The sequence below is a fragment of the Modicisalibacter luteus DSM 23508 genome (assembly GCF_000378505.1).
GTDB lineage: Bacteria > Pseudomonadota > Gammaproteobacteria > Pseudomonadales > Halomonadaceae > Modicisalibacter > Modicisalibacter luteus.
This window is the reverse complement of sequence record NZ_KB900001.1, coordinates 98,848-121,061: the sequence shown is the minus strand read 5'-3', so window position 1 is coordinate 121,061 and position 22,214 is coordinate 98,848. Positions and strand designations below refer to the sequence as shown.

The 22,214-nt window shown below is 60.9% G+C and carries 18 protein-coding genes; 8 read left to right on the top strand and 10 right to left on the bottom strand.

Annotation, left to right across the window (positions count from 1 at the left end; genetic code table 11):
- Window positions 1-9: 9 nt before the first annotated feature.
- On the bottom strand, window positions 10-1,827 hold the full coding sequence (locus F568_RS0117955) for a monovalent cation:proton antiporter-2 (CPA2) family protein (protein WP_019020151.1): 1,818 nt from the start codon (window positions 1,825-1,827) through the stop codon (window positions 10-12).
- A gap of 50 nt (window positions 1,828-1,877) precedes the next feature.
- Window positions 1,878-3,014 carry a GNAT family N-acetyltransferase gene (locus tag F568_RS0117950; RefSeq protein ID WP_026300640.1) on the bottom strand — a complete coding sequence of 379 codons (1,137 nt, stop codon included), beginning with the start codon at window positions 3,012-3,014 and terminating at the stop codon, window positions 1,878-1,880.
- Between the two features lie 155 nt (window positions 3,015-3,169).
- On the opposite strand from F568_RS0117950, the gene F568_RS0117945 reads away from it, so the two are divergent.
- Both F568_RS0117945 and F568_RS0117940 read left to right on the top strand, forming a co-directional pair.
- Window positions 3,170-3,412, top strand: a complete 243-nt coding sequence (locus F568_RS0117945; protein WP_019020149.1) for a DUF4190 domain-containing protein — start codon at window positions 3,170-3,172, stop codon at window positions 3,410-3,412.
- Between the two features lie 13 nt (window positions 3,413-3,425).
- The gene (locus tag F568_RS0117940) at window positions 3,426-4,853 is read left to right on the top strand and encodes an aldehyde dehydrogenase family protein (protein ID WP_019020148.1); all 1,428 of its coding nucleotides are present in this window, start codon (window positions 3,426-3,428) and stop codon (window positions 4,851-4,853) included.
- Window positions 4,854-4,871: 18 nt separating this feature from the next.
- On the opposite strand, the gene F568_RS23185 is transcribed toward F568_RS0117940, so the two are convergent.
- The 4 genes from F568_RS23185 to gap all read right to left on the bottom strand — a co-directional run bounded on the left by F568_RS23185 (window position 4,872) and on the right by gap (window position 9,100).
- Window positions 4,872-5,729: a dienelactone hydrolase family protein gene (locus tag F568_RS23185; protein ID WP_019020147.1), complete on the bottom strand. Its 858-nt coding sequence runs from the start codon at window positions 5,727-5,729 to the stop codon at window positions 4,872-4,874.
- A 63-nt stretch (window positions 5,730-5,792) separates the two neighbouring features.
- The gene (locus tag F568_RS0117930) at window positions 5,793-7,469 is read right to left on the bottom strand and encodes a diguanylate cyclase (protein WP_019020146.1); all 1,677 of its coding nucleotides are present in this window, start codon (window positions 7,467-7,469) and stop codon (window positions 5,793-5,795) included.
- A gap of 15 nt (window positions 7,470-7,484) precedes the next feature.
- A complete protein-coding gene (locus F568_RS0117925) occupies window positions 7,485-7,847 on the bottom strand; it encodes a hypothetical protein (RefSeq protein WP_019020145.1) in 363 nt (120 codons plus the stop codon).
- A gap of 251 nt (window positions 7,848-8,098) precedes the next feature.
- On the bottom strand, window positions 8,099-9,100 hold the full coding sequence (gap, locus tag F568_RS0117920) for a type I glyceraldehyde-3-phosphate dehydrogenase (protein ID WP_019020144.1): 1,002 nt from the start codon (window positions 9,098-9,100) through the stop codon (window positions 8,099-8,101).
- A 199-nt stretch (window positions 9,101-9,299) separates the two neighbouring features.
- Here gap and edd point away from each other — a divergent pair, with 199 nt between their 5' ends.
- The 6 genes from edd (at window position 9,300) to F568_RS0117890 (ending at window position 16,600) form a co-directional block, all read left to right on the top strand.
- Window positions 9,300-11,156: a phosphogluconate dehydratase gene (gene edd, locus F568_RS0117915; RefSeq protein WP_019020143.1), complete on the top strand. Its 1,857-nt coding sequence runs from the start codon at window positions 9,300-9,302 to the stop codon at window positions 11,154-11,156.
- A complete protein-coding gene (glk, locus tag F568_RS0117910) occupies window positions 11,153-12,121 on the top strand; it encodes a glucokinase (protein WP_019020142.1) in 969 nt (322 codons plus the stop codon). Before edd ends, glk begins: the two co-directional genes overlap by 4 nt.
- Window positions 12,118-12,981 (top strand): D-hexose-6-phosphate mutarotase, encoded by an 864-nt coding sequence (locus F568_RS0117905; RefSeq protein WP_019020141.1) that lies wholly within the window; start codon window positions 12,118-12,120, stop codon window positions 12,979-12,981. The genes glk and F568_RS0117905 overlap by 4 nt, the downstream gene beginning before the upstream one ends.
- Before the next feature lie 2 nt (window positions 12,982-12,983).
- Complete coding sequence (locus F568_RS0117900; RefSeq protein WP_019020140.1) at window positions 12,984-13,856, top strand: aldo/keto reductase; 873 nt, start codon at window positions 12,984-12,986, stop codon at window positions 13,854-13,856.
- A gap of 99 nt (window positions 13,857-13,955) precedes the next feature.
- Window positions 13,956-15,632 (top strand): glucose-6-phosphate isomerase, encoded by a 1,677-nt coding sequence (pgi, locus tag F568_RS0117895; protein WP_019020139.1) that lies wholly within the window; start codon window positions 13,956-13,958, stop codon window positions 15,630-15,632.
- Complete coding sequence (locus tag F568_RS0117890; RefSeq protein ID WP_019020138.1) at window positions 15,629-16,600, top strand: carbohydrate kinase family protein; 972 nt, start codon at window positions 15,629-15,631, stop codon at window positions 16,598-16,600. The genes pgi and F568_RS0117890 overlap by 4 nt, the downstream gene beginning before the upstream one ends.
- A gap of 3 nt (window positions 16,601-16,603) precedes the next feature.
- Here the strand turns inward: F568_RS0117890 and F568_RS0117885 are convergent, their stop codons facing one another.
- The 4 genes from F568_RS0117885 to mdoH form a co-directional block, all read right to left on the bottom strand.
- The gene (locus F568_RS0117885) at window positions 16,604-17,539 is read right to left on the bottom strand and encodes a prenyltransferase (protein ID WP_019020137.1); all 936 of its coding nucleotides are present in this window, start codon (window positions 17,537-17,539) and stop codon (window positions 16,604-16,606) included.
- A gap of 11 nt (window positions 17,540-17,550) precedes the next feature.
- A complete protein-coding gene (locus tag F568_RS0117880) occupies window positions 17,551-18,219 on the bottom strand; it encodes an alpha/beta hydrolase (RefSeq protein WP_019020136.1) in 669 nt (222 codons plus the stop codon).
- Between the two features lie 82 nt (window positions 18,220-18,301).
- Window positions 18,302-20,071 (bottom strand): SLC13 family permease, encoded by a 1,770-nt coding sequence (locus F568_RS0117875; RefSeq protein WP_019020135.1) that lies wholly within the window; start codon window positions 20,069-20,071, stop codon window positions 18,302-18,304.
- A gap of 105 nt (window positions 20,072-20,176) precedes the next feature.
- Window positions 20,177-22,192 carry a glucans biosynthesis glucosyltransferase MdoH gene (gene mdoH, locus F568_RS0117870; RefSeq protein ID WP_019020134.1) on the bottom strand — a complete coding sequence of 672 codons (2,016 nt, stop codon included), beginning with the start codon at window positions 22,190-22,192 and terminating at the stop codon, window positions 20,177-20,179.
- Window positions 22,193-22,214: the final 22 nt, after the last annotated feature.

Genomic DNA, 22,214 nt, shown 5'->3' with positions numbered 1-22,214 from the left:
ACAGACGCCTTATGGGCTTTCAGGCTCGGTACGCTCTACACCCGGTGGTGCCTCTCCCCGTAGCGTCCTGCCACCCAGCTCCTTCTGGAACAGGGATTGCAGTTCGGCCATGGCCGCCTTTTCGTTAGCCACCAGCGTGTCTTCATCGTTACGATGCTCGTAGGAGTTATTGAATAGCTGGATATCGAAGTCGCGGAAGGTGCGCACAGCATCCATCGCGTTCGAACTGGGATACCCCAGCCCCTTGAGGACTTCGGCACTCATCTCCATGCTCGCTGGAAACGTCTCACGAACTACGGCGTCCACGCCAATTTCCATCAGGTGCCAGGCATGATGGCGGTTGCGCGCCCGCGCATATACCTTCAAGTGCGGAAAATGCATACGCGCCTGACGCACGATCAGGGTCGCCGTTTCCGCATTATCGACGGCAACGACGAGCAGTTTCGCCTGCTCGGCTCCCGCCGCTCTAAGCAAATCCAGGCGCGTGGCATCTGCATAATAGATACGTGACCCGAACCGGCGAATGAACTCGACCTGCCGAATGTTGGGATCAAGCGCAGTAAAGCTGATGTCCTGGCTCTTGAGAACGCGCGCGATCATCTGTCCGAAACGACCCAGCCCAGCGATCAGTACCTGTGGCGTATCATCATCGAAGTGGTCGTCATAGGGCCGTTTCTCCTTGAAGCGATCCCCCAGCCGCTCCCCGGCTCGGTACAAGAACGGGGTGAGGGCCATAGACAGCGTTACCGCGGCGATCCCCAGGCTGGCAATACGCTGATCGAACACGCCTGCACTGACCGCAGCGGTCAATAATACGAAATCGAACTCGCCACCCTGGGCAATGACGGCGGCAAGGCGTGGGATTTCCGGCTTGGGGAGACGCGCTACCAGCCCCACCAGGGCAATAACGATCATCTTGGCTACCAGCAGGGCCAGAGTAATGCCCAGCACCCAGAGCAGGCTGTCGAACACCAGCGCAAGATCCACCGACATACCCACGGCAATGAAGAACAGTCCCAGCAACAAGCCCTTGAAGGGCTCAATATTGGCCTCGAGTTCGTGACGATAGACGGTGTCGGCGAGCAGGACCCCGCCCAGGAAGGCGCCCAGCGCCATGGACAGCCCAGCCCACTCCATGGCCAACGCCATGCCCAGCACCATGAACAGCGCGGCGGCGGTGAACACTTCGTGCACCTCGCTACGCGCCACCAACGCCAGCACCCGGGGAAAGACCAGCCGGCCAATCACGATCGCAGCAATGACGCTGCCCAGGCCCCGCAGAACTGCCAGCCAGGATTCCTCGGACGCGACGCCGATATCGCCCGCAAACAGTGGCAACAGTGCCAATAGGGGAATGACTGCGAGATCCTGAAACAGCAGGATGGCAAACGCCGCCTGGCCGTGAGGCGTCGCGAAATGGTGGCGCTCGTTGAGCACCTGCAGCGCGAAGGCCGTCGATGACAGGGCGAGGATCAGCCCCAGCAGAATCGAGACCTCCAGGGACAGCCCCAAGGCCAGGCCGATCGGCATCAGCAGGACAGCGCAGCCCAGTAGCTGCAATGCTCCCAAGCCAAACAGGCGTTTACGCATGGCCCAAAGGCGGGAAGGCTCCAGCTCCAGACCGATGATGAACAACAGCATTACGACGCCGAACTCGGCGAAGTGCAGCACGGTTTCGGGCTCTGCAATAAAGCCGCTGACAGACGGCCCCAAAACCAACCCGGCGGCTAGATACCCCAGGATCGACCCTAGCCCCAAGCGCTGGAACAAAGGAACCGCCACAATGGCTGCGCCTAGCAATACGGCGGCCTCGAAGAGAAAGTTCATGTCCTGTGAGATCCTTTCTTGTCCGTTACATTTCCAACTGGCCTGATCACCTACGACTCGTGTCGATATGGCAGGCGCGCAAGCGACTGGCGATGGTACGCTTCAACGTAGCCGCCCTCCTCTCGACAGAAACGCGCCACTGCATCGCGAAACCCGGGATCCACGATGTAATGGAGCGACCGCAAGCGGCGTGGTGCAAAGCCACGCACCAGCTTGTGCTCACCCTGGGTACCGGGATCGAAGCGTGTCAGGCCGGTGGCCAGACAGTGCTCGATTCCTTGGTAGTAACACGTTTCGAAGTGCAGGCAGTCCGCCTCTACCTCGCTCCCCCAGTAACGTCCATAGAGGGTGCGGTCGCCCTGCAGGCACAATGCCGACCCCACCGGCCGGCCTGCCAGTCGTGCCTGCACCAGCAACAGCGACTCCGGCATGCAATCACGCAGGCGCTGGAAGAAGGCACGCGGCAGATAGGGATGCTGGCCCCGCTCCAGGTAGGTAAGCTGGTAGCATCGATAGAAGTGTTCCAGCGCACTGTCATCGATAGCCTCGCCAGTGAGACGGTGCATGACCAGCCCCTGTGCTTCGATGCGCCGGCGCTCGCGCCGTATCTCCTTGCGGCGCTTGGATGTCATCGCAGCCAGAAAGCCCTCGAAGTCACCGAATCCTTGATCCTGCCACTGGAACTGAACAGCATGCCGCTCGACAAGCTGCGGACGCACCTGCAGCCAGGCATCCACCTCGGCGTCTTCGGCGAACAACAGATGCCAGCTCGACTGGTCGTCGTTGCAGCATTGCTCCGCAAGGACATGGAGAATCTCCTGCCGTTCCGCCTCCTGCGCCAGGATCACCCGGGGGCCGGGTACAGGAGTAAAGGGAATGGCGGTCAGTCCCTTGGGATAGTAATCGCCCCCGGCACGCTCCCAGGCATCCGCCCAGGCCCAGTCGAACACATACTCGCCATACGAGTGCTCCTTGGCGTAGCGAGGCATCGCCGCCACCAGCGAGCCATCCCGCCACACCAGGAGATGCCGAGGTGACCACCCCCTGTCGGGAGTCACCGCCCCGGTAATTTCCAGGGCATGCAGGAATTCATGACGCAGGAAGGGGTGGTCGCTACCGACCAGGGCATTCCAGAGGTCGGCAGGTACCGCCTCGATGGCATCGATCGTGGTTACCTCGTAACGCATCTTGTCTCCCATCATGGGGTGAAACGCCAGGCGCGTTCACGATAGCTCCCGGTTGGGTTACTGTCTAAGAGCCAGGCGATACAAACAGAGAGACAGACATGAGAGAGTACCCTTCGTTCCCTCCACCTTCGCCATCCCCCGCTGGAACCAACCTGATGGCCCTGGTTGCCTTCGGGCTGAGCGTATTGGCGGTGTTCGTCGCGCCGGCGGCACTGGGCGGTGTGGTTTGTGGGCATATTGCCCGACACCAGATCCGTCAGAGCGGCGAACAGGGCGATGGATGGGCACTGGCAGCGCTGATTCTGGGTTATCTGCTCATCCTGGTGTCGCTGGCGGGCCTGCTGTTGTTCGGCGGCTTCGTGCTCACCATGTTCGGCATCATGGCATTCACGGTCTAGAGGATCTTCGCGCATGACGGTAACGGATTCTGTCGCTGCTCCGGCCAATGTCACCTCGCTGCAGCGTCGCTTTGCCCAGCAGCAGGCCGCATTTCGTCAGGCACCCTACCCGACTCTCGCGGTACGTCGCGAGCGTCTGGCACGGCTGGAACGCATGGCACTGCATCACGCTGACGAGATCGAGCGCGCCATCCGCAAGGATTACGGTCATCGTTCGTCGGTCGAGACCCGCCTGGCTGAGTTCACCACCCTGCAATTGGCATTACGGCACACTCGTCGACATCTCAAGCGTTGGATGCGCCCACAGCGGGTCTCACTCAACTGGCGCTTCCTGCCGGCACGGGGTGAGATCTTCCGTCAGCCGCTGGGTGTGGTGGGTATCATTTCACCGTGGAACTATCCCTGGCAACTGGCCCTCTTGCCGGCCCTCAGCGCCCTGGCCGCCGGCAACCGCGTCATGATCAAACCCAGCGAGCTGACACCGGCCACCTCACACCTGATGGGTGAGCTTGCCGAACGCTACTTTGCAGAGGACGAGCTATGCGTCATCAACGGTGATCAGGAGACTGGCAAGGCTTTCGCCAGCCTGCCCTTCGATCATCTGTTCTTCACCGGCTCTCCGCAGGTCGGCCGCCAAGTCGCCCAGGCTGCGGCCGCCAACCTGACGCCGGTGACGCTTGAACTCGGCGGCAAGTCGCCCGCTATCGTTGCCGACGACGCCGACCTCGACGAAGCGGCAAGACGCATTGCCTTTGGCAAGTGGTTCAATGCCGGGCAGACCTGTATCGCTCCGGACTATGTGCTGGTTTCCGAGCGGCGCCTCAAGGGACTCACCCAGGCCATCGAGCGTACCGCCCAGCAGTTCTACCCCCGCCTGGCGAACAACGACGATTACACGGCGATCATAAGCCGCCGACACCGGCAGCGACTCATCGCCCTGAGGGACGATGCAGAAAACCGGGGCTGTCGCGTTATCGAGCTAGGAGCCAATGCCGAACAACTGGAAGCCAGTGGCAAACTGCCACCCACACTCGTCATCAATCCGCATGACGAGCTGGCGCTGATGCAGGAAGAAATCTTTGGCCCACTACTGCCGATCATCGGCGTAAAGGATGGCGAAGCGGCCATCGACTACGTCAATCAGCACCCCCACCCCCTGGCGCTTTATGCCTTCACTCATGATGCCGCCTACCGCGAGAGGTTGATGACTCGCACCCACTCTGGCGGCATGGCGTTCAACGATACGCTGCTACAGTCCGCTCAGGACGCGCTGCCATTCGGGGGTGTCGGCCAGAGCGGCAACGGCACCTACCATGGCGAACACGGCTTCGTCACCTTCAGCCATGAGCGCAGCGTCTTTCATCAGGCCCGGCGTAGTACGGCCTGGTTGATGCAGCCTCCTTACCGGCGATGGTTGATGAAGCTGCTGCGCCTCATCTGACCACGCCGGAATAGAGGCTCAGTTGTCGTTGAGCGCCTTATCCAGTGCTAGCAGGGCTGCTTGCCAGGACGACGCATCAGCGGCTGCGTTATAGCCCAGGGGCAAGCCATACTCTTCGGCTGCCTCGTCGGCTTCATGGCTGGTGAAACCATGGGTCGCGGTCGGGTAGTTGACTACCTTGACCTCGGCGCCCTGCGCCTTGAGCGCCTTGGCCATACTCGTCAGCGCCTCACGCTTGACCAACGGATCCTCGGCCCCGTTATGGATCTGTACGATACCTTCAAAAGGTTGCGGGTTTTTCACGGCCTGGGTCGGGCTGCCATGGAAGCTGATGGCCGCCTCGATCGGCATTCCCGATAGCGCCATGTTCATGACAATACCGCCGCCAAAACAGTAGCCAATGGCCGCCATGCCGGTGTCCGCCACCGCCGGATGCTCGCTCAGCTTGGTCATGGCGGCCTCGAGACGACCACGGGCCGCAGGCCAGTCTTGCATGACCTGGCTCGAAAAGGCGCCGGCTTCATCAGGGTGCGTCGCGACCTGCCCCTGGCCATACATGTCGACAGCCAATGCCACGAACCCCAGCGCGGCCAGTTGATCAGCACGGGACTTGGCGTAATCGTTCAGCCCCCACCATTCATGGACGACCAGCACAGCGGGGCGTGGTGTCTTGTCGTTGACGTTGCGTGCCAGATAGCCCTGATATGTCTCGCCCCCCGTCGAATATTCGAACAGTTCACCCTTGACCAGCGGGCCTTGGACGGCGTTGACTTCGCTACTGTCGACCTGAGCAGGGTTGGTCTGGATCTGAGCCTGCACCGACGCCGCTAGCATCAGGACCGGCAGCAGGCACAACCACGTTAAGCGGGCTTTCATACCAATCTCCTTGTTTCTCGTTATCCGAAAGCACCGGCCGACGTGAAAGCCGTTGGGCGACGCTCACAATTCGGTTGCCAGGGCTTGATGCACCCGGTTACGGCCTTCGCGCTTGGCCACATAGAGGCCCATGTCGGCACGGTGCATCAGGTCGTCCAGCGTCTCGCGTTCATAACGCTCGGCGATCCCGAAGCTGACGGTGAAGTTGAGCCACTGGCCATGAAACTCGACCCGGACGCTCTCGAATTTCTTGCGCAGTCGCTCGGCCAGTATCGCCGATTCGCTCAGAGAACGCCCAGAGAGCACCAGGGCGAACTCTTCCCCACCGATGCGGCCAAAAATATCGTGGGAACGCAACGTACTGCGACAGATCTCACCGAGACTAGCCAGAACCAGGTCGCCGGCGGCATGCCCCCAAGTATCGTTGATGGTCTTGAAGTGATCTATGTCGAAGATCATTAGCGACAGACGCGATGGCATACCTTCAGCCGCTTCGATCGAGGACTTCAGGCACCCCAGAAAAGCGCCACGGTTAAGAGCCCCCGTCAGGCTGTCAGTAGTCGAGAGCTCGTGAAGCTTCATCTCGCGCTGCTTGCGGTCGGTGACGTCGCGCGCCACGGCAAGAACCCACTCGTAAAGACCATTATAGGGGTTGATATAGGGGGAACAGCTGGTTTCCAGCCAGAGGTAATGGCCTTGGCAATGACGAACCCGTAACTCGATCTGTAGGTTGCGCCCCATGCGCGAGGATTCGTGGATTCGACGCTGGATTCGCGGTGCATCATCGGGCGGCAGCAATTCCACCAGGGCACGTGCCGTCAGGTCTTCCGGCACGTACCCCAGTACATTGCCAACCGACGGTGACGCGTAACGACAAATGCCATCGGCATCTATCAACATGATCAGGTCACTGACATGCTCGACAATGAAGCGGTAGCGTCGCTCGCTTTCGGCAAGCGCCTGCTGGGCCTGCTTGCGCAGGGTCACGTCCTCGCAGAAGCCATGCCACAGAGTGCTGCCATCCGGCTCGCGCTCCGGCGAGGCCTGCCCACACACCCACAGCTCACGTCCATCGGGATGCAGGCAGCGAAACTCGTGACGCCAGACTTTCAGCCGCGTGGCACTTCGCCGGACGCTGCGCCATAGCCCATCGAGATCGTGAGGGTGTACGCAGGACAGCGCCGTCTCGGCATTGTCGATGATGGCTTGAGGAGAAATACCGAACAGGCGCAGCACACCCGAGCTCACCAGAGGAAAGGTCAACTTTCCCTCTGGGCTCATTCGGCATTGGTAGAGTGTGCCCGGGAGCTGTTCGCTAAGCTTCTCGAAGCGTTGGAGCAGATTCTGGCGCTCGGTGACATCAATCAGCGACCCCACCAACTCGCTGATGACGCCCTCCCCATCCCGGTGAATGACGACGTCATCCTGCAGATGATGCAAGGATCCGTCGTGATGGCGCAGGGCATAGTGTAATGAAACTTGACTCTCTCCATCCCGGCACGCCCGGCTCAGGCGCGCCAGCACGTCTTCTCGCGAGTCTGTCGTCAGCAGATCCAGCCAGCGGGAGGGCGATTCACGCAGCCAGTCACGATCGATACCGCACAACGACTTGACGTTGATTCCCAGGTAATGAAGCTTGCCCTGCCACCATTGGGAATCCGTAGCATAAACCACTGCCGGTGACGCGCAAAGCAGTGCATCGAGAAACCGGGGCAGCAGCTGCAACGACGTTGCCGGCATATTTATGACTTCCTTTTATGACGATCCTTGGGCCATCGCGAAATGCGGTCCATCGATAGCCGTGATCGATTCATACTTGGCGTCATCCCTCGCCGGAGCCGGCAATCGCGGAACACCGGCTTCAGGGACGATGGCTTGTTGCCCGCTTCCCCAGACTCTCCGACTCGGAGGTACCGTATCGCAGGCCTGAACCAAGGTGCGCAGCTCATGGGCCGGTAACGGCACGCGCTCGGCCTGCCCTTGCCCCTCCCAGACAATCAGCAATGCCGGCTGGCCGCGATTCTGATCGATGCCGATGATACACCCCTCGCGCCGCAGCCGAGGATCGCGTAAGCGTGCCCCGATCAAACGCTGTGCTTGGGTAACGCTATCATTCATGTGCAATGCAGTCTGTAAAACGATGGTCCTTAACTTTACTTAAAGCTACCACAACCGAGTAAGAAATAACGCATCGCTTGCGGCTTGCAAACCCGCACTTTAACGCTAGCCGCTGTCCTTAACCATGGCTGCATGGTGCCAATCCGTATCGGCACCATAATGTGCCAACCCGATTTGCCAAGAAAAAAGGGTGCCGAAGCACCCTTTTTCTTCTTCCATTGCGCCTTTCAGGCCAAGCGGCAGCTTTCGACTCAAGCTGTGGCTTGCATCGCCAGCGCCGTGTCCAACATGCGATTGGAGAAACCCCACTCGTTGTCGTACCAGGCCATGACCTTGACCAGCCGGCCGTTCACGCGCGTATGGTTGGCATCAAAGATAGACGAATGCGGATTATGGTTGAAGTCTATCGAGACCAGCGGCTGGGCGTTCACATCCAGAACCGCCGACTGCGCGGCCGCCTTCTCGACCACGGCATTGACTTCTTCCTTGCTGGTGTCGCGACTGGCGGTGAATACCAGATCGACCAGGGAAACGTTGATCACCGGTACGCGGACTGCCAAGCCATCGAACTTGCCTTGCAGCTCGGGCAACACCTGACCGACTGCCGCCGCAGCACCGGTCTTGGTCGGGATCATCGACTGGGTGGCGCTACGTGCGCGGTAGGGATCCGTGTGGTAGACATCGGACAGATTCTGATCGTTGGTATAGGCATGCACCGTTGTCATCAGCCCATTATCGATGCCGATCGCATCGTTGAGGGCCTTGGCCAGCGGCGCCAGGCAATTGGTAGTGCACGATGCATTGGAGACGACACGATGCTCGTTGGTCAGCACATGCTCGTTGACGCCAAATACCACGGTCGCATCGGCATCCGAGGTCGCGGTGGAAATCAGCACACGGTTGGCGCCGGCGTCGAGATGCTTGGCGGCATCGCCCCGCTTGGTGAACAGCCCGGTACACTCCATGACCAGGTCGACCTGCAGCTTGTCCCAGGGCAACTGGGCCGGCTCGCGCTGCGCGAAGGTATTGATCCGATCTCCGTCCACGACCAGCGCTTCCTCGTCATGCTCGACGGAATGACTGAAATAGCCATGGACACTATCGTGTCTGAGCAGGTGAGCATTCAGTGCCGGATCACCCAAATCGTTGATGGCAACGACCTGAATTCGATCTCGATAACCGTTTTCGTAAAGGGCGCGTAGCACGTTTCGACCGATGCGCCCGAAACCGTTGATGGCGATACGCAGCGTCATGTGACCTCCTAACTGCAACAAGTAGTGGCGTGAATCCTGGTGACCACGCTTGCCTGACGCTGATAGCGGTCAGGAGGCAGTCACGATGAAACAATCCTACGCTTTAGGCCATAATCTGACCCAAAAGGGCCACGACATTCAAGCCTTGTTTTGGTAAGTTTACGAAAATTCCTTTACTCGACCGTGAAGAGAGGTCCCCATGGCCGTTCATGAAACCGTGTCCCGCGTGACTCAGCGTATCCGCGAACGCTCCCGTGACCGGCGTGCGCTATACGAGCGCCACATGCAGGATCAGTATCGCCGGGGCGTTCACCGGGGCGAGCTGTCTTGTGGCAACTTGGCTCATGGCTTCGCCGCCTGTGGCGCCGAGGACAAGAACCAACTGAAGATGATGAACAGTGCCAACCTGGGCATCGTTTCGTCATATAACGACATGTTATCGGCTCACCAGCCGTTTGCGACCTTCCCCGAAATCATCAAGGAAGCCGCACGAAACATGGGCTCCACGGCCCAGTTTGCCGGCGGCGTGCCCGCCATGTGCGATGGAGTGACCCAAGGCCAGCCGGGCATGGAACTGTCGCTGTTCTCCCGCGACGTGATCGCCATGGCCACCGGTGTGGCGCTGTCGCACAACATGTTCGACGCAACCCTGCTCCTCGGTATCTGTGACAAGATCGTGCCGGGCTTGTTCATAGGTACCGCACGATTCGGCCACCTGCCGGCGATCTTCGTCCCCGGCGGCCCGATGACCAGCGGCCTGCCCAACAAGGAAAAGGCTCGTGTACGTCAGCTCTATACCGAAGGCAAGGTTGGCCGCGAGGAGCTGCTGGAGGCCGAGTCGCAGTCCTACCACGGGCCGGGCACCTGCACTTTCTATGGCACTGCCAACTCCAACCAGCTGATGATGGAGATGATGGGCCTGCACCTGCCCGGCGCCTCCTTCGTCAACCCCTACACACCGCTACGCGACGCACTGACCCAATACGCGGCAGAGCAGGCGGTCCGCAACAGCGAGCCTGGAGGTAGCTATCGGCCGTTCTGGCAGCAGATCGACGAGAAGGCGATCGTCAATGCAGTGATTGGTCTGCTCGCCTCGGGCGGCTCGACCAACCACACCTTGCATCTGGTGGCCATGGCCGGCGCCGTGGGGCTGACACTTACCTGGGACGATTTCACCGAGCTGTCCGCCGTGATTCCCAGCCTGACGCGCATCTATCCCAACGGGCAGGCCGACGTGAATCACTTCCAGGCCGCCGGCGGCATGAGCTTCCTGATTCGCACCCTGCTCGATGCCGGCCTGCTTCATGAAGACATTCCTACCGTCTTTGGCGGTAGCATGCGCGACTACACCAAAGAGCCTTTCCTCAAGGACGGCAAGCTGGTGTGGCGTGAAGGCCCCACCGAAAGCATGGACCCCGACGTGTTGCGTCCGGTCTCCGATCCGTTCTCGCCCACCGGCGGGCTGACCGTGCTCGACGGCAACCTCGGCCGCGGAGTCATCAAGATCTCGGCCGTACAGCCGGAACACCGTGTGGTCGAAGCGCCGGTACGCCTGTTCAGCGATCAGGGCCAACTCAAGGCGGCTTTCGATGCGGGGGAACTCGACCGTGATATCGTCGTGGTCGTTAGATTCCAGGGACCACGTGCCAACGGCATGCCGGAGTTGCACCAGCTGACCCCCTACCTCGGCGTACTGCAAGATCGGGGCTACAAAGTCGCCCTGGTCACCGACGGGCGTATGTCCGGGGCCTCGGGCAAGGTACCGGCTGCTATCCACCTCTCCCCCGAGGCAGTCGACGGTGGCCCTCTGGCACGCCTGAAGGAGGGCGATGTGGTACGCCTGGACGCCAACAAGGGCGAGCTCAACGCCCTGGTCGACGAAGCCGAATGGCAATCTCGCGAATTGGCAACCACTCACCTCGAAGACTATCGCTATGGCATGGGCCGCGAGCTGTTCGCTGGGTTCCGCAGCCAGGTCGGTCGTGCCGAAGACGGTGCCGCCACCTTCGGCGGCTTCGAGGCCCAGGAACTTATCGAAAAGGACGGCCAGGCATGACCCGAGCGGCGCTGATCGGCGATATCGGCGGCACCAATGCGCGCCTTGCCCTGGTGACGCCGGACTCGTTCGACCTGCATGACATCCAGACGTTGCCCTGCGCGGATTATCCTCATCTGGTGGATGCCGTACGTGACTACCTGGAGAGCGTGGGTGCGACTGGCGAAGACTCTCCGGTAGAGGCCTGTCTAGCCTTCGCCTGTCCGGTGCACGACGACACCGTCACCATGACCAACAACCACTGGAGCTTCTCCAAGCGGGACGTGAAGAAGACGCTCGGTCTCGAGCTGTTCAAGGTCATCAACGATTTCACGGCGCAGGCACTGGGTGTGCCCCACGTCGCCGAGGGCGAACGCGTCCAGGTCAAACCGGGACAGGCCGAGCCACGCCGAGCACGCCTGATCATGGGCCCCGGCACAGGGTTGGGTGTCGCCGGCCTGTTTCCGGGAAGCGAGGCATGGATCCCGCTGACCACCGAAGGGGGACACACCACCTTTGCGCCCACCGATGAGCAGGAGCTGAAGCTGGCCGGCTATTTTATCAGCCGCTACGGCCGTGTCTCGGTGGAACGTTTGCTATGTGGTCAGGGCCTGCTAGACCTGTACCGCGCCCATGCGGAGTTGCGCAAGGTGCCACCACGCTACAACACCCCTGCGGAAGTCACCGGTGCAGCACGCGCCGGTGACAGCATAGCGGTTGAGACCCTAATGCGCTTTCTCAAGATCATGGGCGATGTGTGTGGCGATGCGGCGCTCTCTCTCGGAGCGCGAGGTGGCGTCTATCTGTGCGGTGGCATCATGCCGCGCCTGGTCGACTGGCTGCAGCACAGTCGCTTCCAAGAAGCCTTCATCAACAAGGGGCGTATGCGCGAGTACAATGACAGCATTCCCATCTGGGTGGTTACCGCGCCCTGGACCGGGCTGCTTGGAGCCGCCGAGGCACTGCACAACAAGGAGGTGGAATGATTCCTCAAACCCTGCGCGAACTGCTCGATGCCACTGACGGTCAACGCCAGGCCGAGTGGGAGGGCCGTCGTGTATGGCTGGCCCGCGAAACCTGGGGCGAATTGGCCGTGTCATTGCAAGGCGCCCAGGTCCTGCATTTTCGTCCTGCCGGTGAAGATGGAGACGGATGGCTGTGGGTCACAACGACACCCCAGGCCCTGCCCGGCGCGATTCGTGGTGGCATCCCGTTGTGCTGGCCCTGGTTCGCCAACGAGTCGCCGGACGGTGAGGGGCCGATGCATGGCACCGCGCGCAAGGCCGAATGGCGACTCGATGCTGCCGATGAGCACGAGCAGGGCGTCGAGTTACATCTGTCGCCCGAGGCACGCCTGCACGATCAACTGGTGCCTCGCGCCGTGATCCAGGCCAATGCCCAGCGCCTGCACGTCGAACTCATCACCGAGCACGGCGGCGAAACACCAATCAAGTACACTGGCGCCCTGCATACCTACTTTAGCGTTGCCGACACGCACCATTGTCGCATTGAAGGCCTGGCCGGGGCACGTTACCTGGACAAGCTCAAGGGATTCGCCGAAGACGTCCAGCAGGGCGAGCCGGGCATTCGTGGCGCCACCGACCGCATTTACCAATCCAATCGAGAGGTTATCCTCGATGATGGTAAACGTCGTCTGCGTATCGCCAAACAAGGCAGCGATTCCACCGTGGTCTGGCATCCAGATACTGAGTTGCCTGCAGATACGCCCACCGATGTGGCACGTCGTTTCCTGTGTATCGAGGCAGCGTGCACGCGTGTCGATCCCGTATGGCTGGTACCGGGTGCCCAACACCTATTAGCCACCACAATTTCGCGAGATACCTAACCATGACGACGCCCGGCTTCGACGTTCCTTTCCTGCTGGGTATGATGCGTCTATGCGACTCGCCATCGCTGAGCGATCCCAGTGCCTTGGCGGACTGGATCGAGGCCAGGCTCGATGAGGGCCTGGTGTGGTTCGACCATGCCGATACCTATGGCGACCGCCGCTGCGAGACGCTGTTCGGCGAAGCCTTGGCGCTGCGCCCTGCTCTCAAGCCACATGTCAGAGTCGTCGCCAAGGCCGGCGTCGTGCTGCGCAGCCGGGATAGCTCCCGTTTCGGAGTCAAGCACTACGACACCTCCCCCGCCTATCTCGACAAGGCAATCGACGGCAGCCTGTCACGGCTCGGCGTGGAGCGTCTCGACCATTTTCTCGTGCAGCGGCCCGATCCGCTGATGGACGTGAGCGCTACCGCACACGCGCTGGATGCCGCCGTCGCTGCAGGCAAGGTCGGCGCAGTCGGGGTGTCTAACTTTCTTCCAGAGCAATGGCGCCGCTTGCAGCAAGCCATGAAAAATCCGCTCGTCGTGAACCAGCTCGAACTGTCGCTGGCGCATTCCGACTCGCTGTTCAATGGTCTGTATGACGCCGTGCTCAACGACGGTCACCAACCGATGGCCTGGTCGTCGCTGGGCGGTGGCTCGGTGTTCGAGGATGTCCTGGGTACAGCCATCAAACGCATGGCCAAGGAGATGCAGGTCAGCCATGCCGGTCTGGCCCTGGCCTGGCTGCGCCGCCTGCCCGGCCATCCTGTCCCGATCATCGGCACCCTCAAGGAAAAACGCATCCATGAACTCGCCCGAGAGGGGCAGGTCGACCTGGATCGCCCGAGCTGGTTCGCACTGCTCGAGGAAGCGCGCAGCCAACGTGTAACGTAAGGCGACGTGGGGAAAGCCCCCGAGAGACAAAGACTGATGCTTGGCCATGCGATAAAGTGACACGATTCATCTTGATCGAAAACAACAAAGGACACGTCCATGTTCCAGCTTACCCGCAGCGTCACTTGGCAGGCTCTAGAGCGTCTGCACCGGGACACCGCCGATGACCGCATCCGCGATTACTTCGGTCGCGACCCCCAGCGCTTCGAGAAAATGAGCCTGCGTGTCGGCGGCCTGTTTCTCGATTACTCCAAGCACCACATATCCGATGCGGTACTCACCAAACTGATCGAACTCGCCGATCATTCGGCGCTGGTACAACGTCGTGCACAGATGTTCTCCGGCGATATCATCAATGTCACTGAGGATCGGCCGGTACTGCATACAGCACTGCGCAATCAGGCCGACGAGCCGGTCATCGTCGATGGCAAGGATGTCATGCCCGAGATCAAGCGCACCCGTGAGCAGATCCGCACCTTCTCCGAAGCCGTGCGTGACGGTACCTGGAAGGGCTACAGTGGCGAGCGCATCCGCGACGTGGTCAACATCGGGATCGGCGGCTCGGACCTCGGCCCCAACATGGCCTGCCGCGCCCTGCTCAATTACCGCCATAGCGACCTCAACCTCAACTTTCATTTCGTCTCCAATGTCGACGGAGCGCACATCCAGAAAGTATTGAGGCGCCTCGATCCAGCCACCACGCTGTTCATCGTTTCGACCAAGACGTTTTCAACTCAGGAAACTCTGCTCAACGCCAAGACCGCACGCCGCTGGTTTCTCGACAATGCCGGCGAGGATGCCGACGTGGGCGCTCACTTCATCGCGGCTTCCACCAATCGCAAGGCGGCCATGGAATTCGGCATCCGTGAGGAAAACGTCTTCGAGTTCTGGGCCTGGGTCGGCGGTCGTTACTCGATGTGGTCGTCGATCGGCCTGCCTATCGCCCTGTCGATCGGCTATGACGGTTTTCTCGAGTTGCTAGACGGTGCCTACGAGATGGATCGTCATTTCATCGAGGCGCCCTTCGCCGAGAACATGCCCGTATTGATGGCTTTGATCGGCATCTGGTACATCAATTTCATGGGCGCCGAAACCCATGCCATCGTGCCCTACGACCAGGCGTTGCATCAGCTGCCGGCATTCCTGCAGCAACTCGACATGGAATCCAATGGCAAGTCCGTGGACATCTTCGGCCAGCCGGTAAACTACAAGACCGGGCCGATCGTCTGGGGACAGACCGGCTCGAACGGCCAGCACGCCTTCTTCCAGCTGTTGCACCAGGGCACCCGCTACGTGCCCATCGACTTCATCGCCTCGCTGAAACCCGAGCCCGGCGTCGAGGAGCACCACTTCGCCCTGCTCACCAACATGCTTGCCCAGGCCAACGCCTTCATGGAGGGTAGCCAGGAGGGTAGCCAACTCGACCCCTACAGCTGCCCGGGCAATCGCCCCTCAAGCACCCTACTGCTCGACGAGCTGACGCCACGCAACCTGGGCGCGCTGATCGCACTCTATGAGCACAAGGTATTCGTTCAGGGCGTGATCTGGAACATCAACTCATTCGATCAATGGGGTGTGCAGTTGGGTAAGCGCATCGCCGGTGAAATCAGCGAGCGTATCGATGAACGCACCCAGGACTTCGACGCCTCGACTCAAGGTCTGTTAGCGTTGGTGCGCCAGCATTTTCCCGCTCACCGACCTGCCGAACAGGCCCAGCGCGGCCGGACCAGGGAAAAAGCCAAGACCCAAGCCACCAGCCAGGGGAAAACGTCATGATTCCCGTCATCGCTTTCGGCGAAGCCCTAGTCGACATGCTATCGAGCCGCCTGGGGAATGACAGCGGCCCGGAAACCTTCACGCCCTATGCCGGCGGTGCGCCGGCCAACGTCGCCGTGGCCTGCGCCCGGCTCGGAGTACCCAGCCGGTTTCTGGGCATGGTCGGTGACGACCGCTTCGGTCGCTTTCTGACCACCGAGATGGCAAGCCATGGCGTCGATACCTCGGGAGTGGTGACCACCCGGCAGGCCCGCACTGCCCTGGCCTTCGTCTCGCGAGATGCCGAAGGTGAGCGCACTTTCGATTTTTATCGCCCACCGGCTGCTGATCTACTCTACCGGCTCGAGCATCTGCCCGCCGGCATATTCAGCGAGCCAGCCATCGTTCACATGTGCACCAACAGCCTGACCGAGGCAGGCATCGCAGAAACGACCCTGGCACTGGCCGATATCGCCAGACGTTCGGGCAGCCTGGTCAGTATCGACGCCAATCTGCGCAATAATCTTTGGCCTGAGGGCACGGTGGACATCGGTCTGTCTACATCGCTGCTCGACCGGGCGCATCTGCTCAAGCTGTCCCGTGAGGAAATTGACACATTGCGTGGCGACCATCCTCAGGATGCGTGGATCAACCGACGACTCGCCGCCGGCGTGAAGCTGATCGTGATCACCGATGGTCCCCGTCCGGTCGAGATACATCGGCTGGGCCGGCGCCTGGATGTGTTGCCACCCCAGGTTCGGGCCGTCGACACTACCGCCGGCGGTGATGCCTTCATTGGTGGGCTACTGGCGACACTCGCCGAGGCCAGTGTGGATGCGGCAGGCTTCACCCACTGGAGCGAGGCTGATGAACGGCTGATCCGTGCCGTGGAAATCGCCTGTCGCTGCGGTGCGCATGCCGTGACCCGCCCCGGCGCCTATGCGTCCCTGCCCTCACGGGACGATCTAGAAGCCATGCTCAGCCTCTGACATTCAGGTGGTAGCCCACCACAGGCTCAGGTCGAGCACGGCAAGCGTCGTGAGAAGTATGGCAACCTGGGCCGCCATCAGCGGCAGCAAGATTCGCCGATCACCATCGACCTCGCGCTTGTCGAGTCGATACAAGCCGCGGATCAGCCAGAAAGCCGCCAGTCCGGGCAGCAGGGCCGGCCAAGCAAGCCGAGGCACCCCGCTCAACACGATGGCCGACATCAGGCCGACAAAGGCTGCCGCATTCAGCCACGCTGCCAGCCGCGCAGCACGGCGCACGCCCAGGACAATGGCCAGATGGCGACGCCCGACCCGCCGGTCGGCGTCGATATCCGGCAATTGGTTGACCAGCAGCAAGGCACTCACCAACAGTACAGGTACCGGCATCGCCGACAATACGGTACCTCCCAACCGGCCACTCACCGCCCAATGACTGCCCAGAACCATCAGCACTCCGAAGCCGATGCCCGGTGCCAATAGGCATAACCACGGCCGGCACACGATCCAGCCACTATAGCCCCAGACCAACGCCAGCCCGGCGATACCGAATACCAGCATTGCCGGACCACGTTGAGCCAGGAAATAACCCCCGATGAATACGGTAACGGCGAGACAGGCTGCAGCAGCCGTGGCCACGAAAGGTGCTGCATGAGGACAGGCCGGCAGGGCGCCACTGCCGCCCGAGAATGGCGTGCGGCGCGTCATGGCATCGAGACCACTGTGAAAGTCATGGTACTCGTTGAGCAGATTGACCGCTGCATGTGCCGTAACGCTACCCACCAGTGCCAACCAGACATCCCACCCGGACAACGCCAGCCCTTCAGCCCGCGCCGCCCCAGCGCCCAGTAACACACAGAGCGGTGCCAACAGCAGAAACGGCGGCCGGGCCGCCTGTAGGCAAGCCTGCCAGTGCAAGAGCCGAGTTTTGCCGCTCGCCACGATGTCAGCCTTTACTCAGCCAGGCAATGCCCCAGCCAATTGCCGATATCCACGGTCTGCTGCGGGCATAACGAGTGGGCCATGTTGTAGGTCCGGTATTCGGCCGGGATGCCCAGCGCACGGAGGTGTTCGAAACCGGCTCGCCCCAGCGACTCGGGCACGACCGGATCGAAAGTGCCATGATGGACCTCGGCCGCCAAGTGACGGTTGGCCTCAGCCAGCTCGATACTATTAGCCGTGGCGAAATAGGTCGACATCGCCAGCAGCCCACCCAACGCTTCGGGATAGGACAGTGCCGCTTCATAGGCGACCGCACCGCCTTGGGAAAAGCCGGCAACAATGATCCGCTCACTATCGATACCTGACTGCCGCTGCTCGTCGATCAACCCCTGGACCTGCTTGGCCGAAGCCTTGAGCTGAATCTCGTCGACCCGACGCCCCAGATTCATCTCGAGGATGTCGTACCAGGCCGGCATCAGCATGCCGTTGTTGATGGTCACCGGGCGGCGCGGTGCATGCGGCAGCACGTAGCGCAGCGCCGGCTTGCCGGGGATATTGAGAGCGGGAATCAAGGGTGCGAAGTCGTGACCGTCAGCCCCCAGGCCATGCAGAATGATCACGACGGCGTCGGCCTTGCGGCCCTGGTCGGGTTCGATGATGAGCGGCTTGGATTCGAACATGACTACATTCCTTTGAAGACGATGCCGCTACTTTACCTTGTTAGCCCCGCTCACGACGAACCGTGGCAGAAGCCGTAACGGCCTAGAAGGGCCAGAAGCGCGGTATCAGCGTCAGCGCCACTACACCCACCAGCACATTGAGCACGCCACCGACACGCAGGAAATCACTGAAACGATAGCCCCCTGGCCCATAGACCATGAGGTTGGTCTGATAACCGATCGGTGTCAGGAAGCTGGACGAGGCGGCGAACATGATAGCGATCACATAGGGCATCACGCTCACGCCCAGGCTTTCGGCGCTGGCGGTAACGATCGGAAAGGCAATCACGGCTGCAGCATTGTTGGTGACAACCTCGGTGAGTAGCGCCACCAGAAGATAGGCCCCGATAAGCAGCAGGTAAGGGTTGCCGCCAGCCAACGCCAGCGCATGATTGGCCAGGCTGGCTGCCGCGCCGGAGCTTTCCAGGGCAAGCCCTAGCCCGAACGATGCCGCAATGGTCAGCAGGACTTGAGTATCCAGGCCGCGCTTGGCGGCGCTGACGGAACAGCAACCGGTAAGCACCGCCAGTGCCGCCCCCAGCATTGCCGCATTGAGCATGCTCAGCACACCGAACGTCGCCAGGGCAATGACGCCTCCGAGTATGCTCCAGGCCAACCAGGCTCTCTCATGGATGGGGCGGGCCTGCCCATTGACCCGGCTAATCAGCAGGAAGTCCTTGGACTGCCGGTGGCGCTCGATGAAGGGCGGACGCACCTCGAGCAGCAGCACATCGGCCGGTTGCAGACGGATCTGTCCCAGGTTGCCGGCAACACGCTCACCATGGCGGCATACAGCCAGTACGGCGGCTCCATAAAGCGTCCGGAAGTGCCCTTCGCGAATGCGACGACCAATGAACTGGCACTGGTCCGAGACGACGGCTTCGACCAGGCGCCTCTCACGAAAATCTTTATTCAAGCTGGACTCGCCCTGACTCGACGGCTGCAACCCTCGTATCTGTTGCAGCTCGACGGCTGCCTCGGTGGTCCCCGCGAAAACCAGACGGTCGCCTCCCTTGAGCTTCTCTCCCGGGCCAACCACACTGACCACGTTACCGTCACGCTCGATCTCGACCAGAAACAGGCCCTCGAGATGACGCAGCCCCGCCTCTTCGACTGTCTTATCGACTATCGGGCCATTTGGCGCCACTTCCATCTCGATGGTGAACTCGCGCGGATTGTCAAAGAGCTGCCCGGCACCGGGTCGCTCAGGTAGCAACCAGCGCCCGGCAAGCAACAAGTAGGTCAACCCCACCACAGCTACCGGCAATCCAACCCAGGCGATATCGAACAAGCCCAGCGACAGCTCGGGATAGCGATCATTGAGCAAGCCATTCACCACCAGGTTGGTACTGGTCCCCAATAACGAGCAGGTACCGCCCAGGATCGAGGCAAAGCTCAGCGGCATTAAAAAACGGTGTGACGATAAACCCAGCCTGCGGCTCCAGCTCATCACAGCGGGGATGTAGGTCGCCACGACCGGGGTATTGTTGAGAAAGGCACTGATGGCGGAGACGGGCAGCAGCAACCGCAACTGCGCCCCCGTTTCACTCCGGGGGCGGCCTAGCACGTAGCGAATGATCAGATCGATGCCGCCGGTCTCGCGAATGCTCGCTACCAGAACATACATGAACGCGACGGTGAACAGGCCACTATTTGAAAAGCCGGCCAGCGCATCTGAAGTATCGATGACGCCCAACGTCAACAGCCAGACTACAGCCCCGAGCAAGATCATGTCGGGGCCGATACGTGTCGTGGCCATCAGTACGAACGCAACCACTGTCGTGGCTAGCGTAATCCAGGCATCCCAAGGCATGGTAGCGGTCCTGCAAGACAATAAATGAATCTGCCCCGCATTCTGACCGCCACGCTTTATTCCTGGAAGTTATTTGTGGAAATTTACCTAGATGAAATATGCATATCAGAAGGGCGCTTGGGCACCACCCAACCCGAACGGTGCTCGCAACGACTGAACCGGCATTTCCTGATGATGTTCGTTGGCGGGCAGCAACGCATGTTCCGAGAACTCGATATCACTCGTCGCAGGCGCTTCCTCGTGTTCCTCCAGGCGCCCCAGAACTTCCGGCAGGCGCACCTCCGCCGGAATACACAGGATGCCGTGACGCTGTAACCACTCACCGGCACGGATACTACTGGTGAACCGGATGATGAACACAGAGGTCACCATCCCCAGCAATACCGGAGAAAGCCACCAGAAAAACAACGGCGAATAATAGTAGCTGATCGTCCCCCAAGCCAGGCCGGCCAGAGTCATCGCCCAGCTCCGCCGCCATGCCTCACGCCAGGGAATCAGGCGGCCACCGCGCGCCTGGGTGCTCCACGATACGGTCCGTCCAGACAACACGCTGATAACGAACCAGGCATGAAAGGACATCATCAGTGGAGCGATGAGGATCGAGAAGACGATTTCCAGCAACGCGCTAAGCGTCAGCTTGACCCCTCCCCCGAAATCCTTGCGCCGCTGCCCAAGGGCAACGGCCAGCCCCAGCAGTTTGGGCACGACCAGCATGATCACGGTAATTACCAGCAACGATGCGATCATTGCCACGCGTGACTCCGGCCACTCGGGGAATAACTGGTAGTCCTGTGTAAAGAAGCGCACCTTGACCACCGCCCGGGTCACCGCATCCACGGTACTCAGTGCCAGCATGATCAACCATAGCAACGAGGCCATGTAGGCCAGCGCACCGAGCAGAAAATGCAGCCGATTGACCCAGTGCAGCCCACTGGCGAATAACAGTCGCAAATGCTGCATGTTGCCTTGGCACCAGCGACGGTCTCGCTTGGCATATTCAATAATGCTGCCGGGCAACTCCTCGTAGCTATCCTCTACCCCGGCGTGCAGACGGACTTCCCAGCCGGCACGGCGCAGCATGGCTGCCTCGACGAAATCGTGGCTGAGGATCTCGCCCCCCATCGGGGCCTTGCCGGGTAACGGAGGCAACCCGCAATAATCGACGAACGCAGTGATGCGAATGATCGCGTTGTGCCCCCAATAGTTGGCAGAGTCGCCCTGCCAGACGCTTTGCCCCGCGGCAAGCATTGGACTGTAAAGTGTTGCCGCGAACTGCAGGAAACGCCCGAACAACGTACTCGAACGTACCGGCAGCGGAACGGTCTGCAGCAGGGCCAGGCGGGGATTTGCCTGCATGGAAGCCGCCATGCCGACCATGGTGCGCCCGCCCATCACGCTATCGGCATCAAGCACCAGCATACTCTCGTAGTCCTGCCCCCAACGGCAGCAGAATTCCGAAAGGTTACCGACCTTGCGGCCGATGTTGCGCTCACGACGCCGGTAATAAAGAGTCAGTTCATTGCCCAACCGCTGGCGCAGCGCATAGGCCGCCTGTTTCTCGGCAGCGGCGATGGCCGCATCAGTCGTGTCGCTAAGCAGAAAGACATCGAAGGCCGCAGCCTGGCCAGTATCAATCAGCGAGCGGCACGTGGCTTCCAGCCCGGCAATGACCCGCTCGGTGTCCTCATTGTAAACAGGCATCACCAAGGCAATGCGCCGCTTGGGATCGAGCGTCTGTGCCAGCGGCTTGACTCGCCCCAGAGTCAGCGGATCGCGCTTGAAGGCCACGACCAAAAAGCCGGCAATGCCTGTCCAGAACGAGACCGACAGCCAGGCAAACATGACCACGAACAGTAGCCAGATCGACATTTCCAACATGCTCAGACCATTGGCACGAAGGATATCGAACATCATGTAGCCACCCTGAATGGCCGTAAGCAGCGACAGCGTAAAAAACACCAGTCGCCGCAGCCATAGTAGCGGAATACGCTGTTCCTCCGAACGGGGTGGTGCCTGCACAGGGCGACGCGCGGATGATTCGGGGCTGGCCTTTTCTTCGGCCGGCCCCGGCGGTGTCTTTACGCGCTCGGTATGGCCGAGGCTCACTTCCTGCTCGCTCATACCGTATCCACGACTTTGATTG

Coding starts and splice junctions, on each gene's coding strand:
- F568_RS0117955 (WP_019020151.1), bottom strand. CDS start 1,827: ATGAACTTTCTCTTCGAGGCCGCCGTATTGCTAGGCGCAGCCATTGTG.
- F568_RS0117950 (WP_026300640.1), bottom strand. CDS start 3,014: ATGCGTTACGAGGTAACCACGATCGATGCCATCGAGGCGGTACCTGCC.
- F568_RS0117945 (WP_019020149.1), top strand. CDS start 3,170: ATGGCCCTGGTTGCCTTCGGGCTGAGCGTATTGGCGGTGTTCGTCGCG.
- F568_RS0117940 (WP_019020148.1), top strand. CDS start 3,426: ATGACGGTAACGGATTCTGTCGCTGCTCCGGCCAATGTCACCTCGCTG.
- F568_RS23185 (WP_019020147.1), bottom strand. CDS start 5,729: ATGAAAGCCCGCTTAACGTGGTTGTGCCTGCTGCCGGTCCTGATGCTA.
- F568_RS0117930 (WP_019020146.1), bottom strand. CDS start 7,469: ATGCCGGCAACGTCGTTGCAGCTGCTGCCCCGGTTTCTCGATGCACTG.
- F568_RS0117925 (WP_019020145.1), bottom strand. CDS start 7,847: ATGAATGATAGCGTTACCCAAGCACAGCGTTTGATCGGGGCACGCTTA.
- gap (WP_019020144.1), bottom strand. CDS start 9,100: ATGACGCTGCGTATCGCCATCAACGGTTTCGGGCGCATCGGTCGAAAC.
- edd (WP_019020143.1), top strand. CDS start 9,300: ATGGCCGTTCATGAAACCGTGTCCCGCGTGACTCAGCGTATCCGCGAA.
- glk (WP_019020142.1), top strand. CDS start 11,153: ATGACCCGAGCGGCGCTGATCGGCGATATCGGCGGCACCAATGCGCGC.
- F568_RS0117905 (WP_019020141.1), top strand. CDS start 12,118: ATGATTCCTCAAACCCTGCGCGAACTGCTCGATGCCACTGACGGTCAA.
- F568_RS0117900 (WP_019020140.1), top strand. CDS start 12,984: ATGACGACGCCCGGCTTCGACGTTCCTTTCCTGCTGGGTATGATGCGT.
- pgi (WP_019020139.1), top strand. CDS start 13,956: ATGTTCCAGCTTACCCGCAGCGTCACTTGGCAGGCTCTAGAGCGTCTG.
- F568_RS0117890 (WP_019020138.1), top strand. CDS start 15,629: ATGATTCCCGTCATCGCTTTCGGCGAAGCCCTAGTCGACATGCTATCG.
- F568_RS0117880 (WP_019020136.1), bottom strand. CDS start 18,219: ATGTTCGAATCCAAGCCGCTCATCATCGAACCCGACCAGGGCCGCAAG.
- F568_RS0117875 (WP_019020135.1), bottom strand. CDS start 20,071: ATGCCTTGGGATGCCTGGATTACGCTAGCCACGACAGTGGTTGCGTTC.
- mdoH (WP_019020134.1), bottom strand. CDS start 22,192: ATGAGCGAGCAGGAAGTGAGCCTCGGCCATACCGAGCGCGTAAAGACA.